Here is a 2254-nt window from a genome sequence, read left to right as displayed (position 1 = left end):
GCATGGGCGAGCTCCACCTCGACGTCCTGGTCGACCGCATGAAGCGCGAGTTCAAGGTCGAGGCCAACGTCGGCGCCCCGCAGGTCGCGTACCGCGAGACCATCCGCAAGCCGGTCGAGAAGTACGACTACACCCACAAGAAGCAGACCGGTGGTTCCGGCCAGTTCGCCAAGGTCATCATCTCGCTCGAGCCCTACGCCCCGGCGCAGGACGAGCTGGAGGAGGGCGAGTCGGCGACCTACAAGTTCGACAACGCCGTCACCGGTGGCCGCGTGCCGAAGGAGTACATCCCCTCGGTCGACGCCGGCATCCAGGACGCCATGCAGTACGGCACCCTGGCGGGCTTCCCGCTGGTCAACATCAAGGCCACCCTGCTGGACGGTCAGTACCACGAGGTCGACTCCTCCGAGATGGCCTTCAAGATCGCCGGCTCCATGGCCCTCAAGGAGGCCGTGCAGAAGGCGAAGCCGGTCCTGCTCGAGCCGATGATGGCCGTCGAGGTCATCACCCCCGAGGAGTACATGGGCGAGGTCATCGGCGACATCAACTCCCGCCGTGGCCAGGTCAACTCCATGGAGGACCGTACGGGCGTCAAGGCCGTCAAGGCCCTGGTCCCGCTGTCCGAGATGTTCGGCTACGTCGGCGACCTGCGTTCCAAGACGCAGGGCCGCGCCAACTACACGATGATCTTCGACTCCTACGCCGAGGTTCCGTCCTCCGTCGCGCAGGACATCATCGCCGAGCGCACCGGCAACTAAGCCGGAAGGGGCCCCGGCCGGATCTTCTCCGGCCGCGGGGCCCCGGCGCGCCGGCCGTTCCCGCACCATTGCGGGGGCGGCGGGCGTCGCCGAAACCCTTCGCCGATCCGCAGTGCCGCGGATCGGAGCAGGGTAGCGGCCCGCACTTTTCACCGCCGACACGGCCCGTTATTCCGGGTCCGCTGGTGGTGCGCGGTGCCGGCCGTTACCCCGTAAGCGATCCGGGGGGCCGAGTTTGATATGGGCCCGGCCCTACCATTAGGATCGTGTAACTGGCACAGTGAAAATGCACTGTCCGCTCCCTTCTTTACGCCCTGAAATGCCGTCTTTCGTCGGCATTTGCGGAGGCGTGGGGGTGGGCGACCACAATCTGTGGCTACGAAAGTCGTGGCCACCATGACGTCCAGGAGGACTAACAGTGGCGAAGGCGAAGTTCGAGCGTACGAAGCCGCACGTCAACATCGGCACCATCGGTCACGTCGACCATGGCAAGACCACCACCACGGCTGCCATCACCAAGGTGCTGGCCGATCAGTACCCGGACCTGAACGAGTCCTTCGCCTACGACGCCATCGACAAGGCGCCGGAGGAGAAGGAGCGCGGCATCACCATCAACGTGTCCCACGTTGAGTACCAGACGGAGAAGCGCCACTACGCGCACGTCGATGCCCCGGGTCACGCGGACTACATCAAGAACATGATCACCGGTGCCGCCCAGATGGACGGCGCGATCCTCGTCGTGGCCGCCACCGACGGCCCGATGCCGCAGACCCGTGAGCACGTCCTCCTGGCCCGCCAGGTCGGCGTCCCCTACATCCTCGTCGCCCTGAACAAGTGCGACATGGTCGACGATGAGGAGATCATCGAGCTCGTGGAGATGGAGGTGCGTGAGCTTCTCGCCGAGCAGGACTACGACGAGGAGGCCCCGATCATCCACATCTCCGCTCTGGGCGCCCTGAACGGCGAGCAGAAGTGGGTCGACTCCATCGTCGAGCTCATGGCCGCCGTGGACGAGAACGTCCCGGATCCGGTCCGCGAGACCGAGAAGCCGTTCCTGATGCCGGTCGAGGACATCTTCACCATCACCGGCCGTGGCACCGTCGCCACCGGTCGCGTCGAGCGCGGCACCCTGAACGTGAACGACGAGGTCGAGATCCTGGGCATCAAGGAGAACTCGCAGAAGACCACCGTCACGGGCATCGAGATGTTCCGCAAGCTGCTGGACTACACCGAGGCCGGCGACAACTGTGGCCTGCTGCTCCGCGGCATCAAGCGCGAGGACATCGAGCGCGGCCAGATCATCGCCAAGCCGGGCGCGTACACCCCGCACACCGAGTTCGAGGGCTCCGTCTACATCCTGTCCAAGGACGAGGGCGGCCGCCACACCCCGTTCTTCGACAACTACCGCCCGCAGTTCTACTTCCGCACCACCGACGTCACCGGCGTCGTGAAGCTGCCGGAGGGCACCGAGATGGTCATGCCGGGCGACAACGTCG

Annotated in this window: 1 protein-coding gene and 1 pseudogene; both read left to right on the top strand. The window is 65.7% G+C overall.

What is annotated here, in order from left to right:
• Window positions 1–758: pseudogene (gene fusA / locus GX015_RS10815) on the top strand (elongation factor G); the annotation flags it as partial.
• Between the two features lie 418 nt (window positions 759–1176).
• A partial coding sequence (tuf, locus tag GX015_RS10810; RefSeq protein ID WP_291345070.1) for an elongation factor Tu occupies window positions 1177–2254 on the top strand: 1078 nt, incomplete at its 3' end.

The organism is Corynebacterium sp. (genome assembly GCF_012837295.1).
Taxonomy (GTDB): domain Bacteria; phylum Actinomycetota; class Actinomycetes; order Mycobacteriales; family Mycobacteriaceae; genus Corynebacterium.
This window is presented reverse-complemented; position numbering and strand designations above follow the sequence as displayed.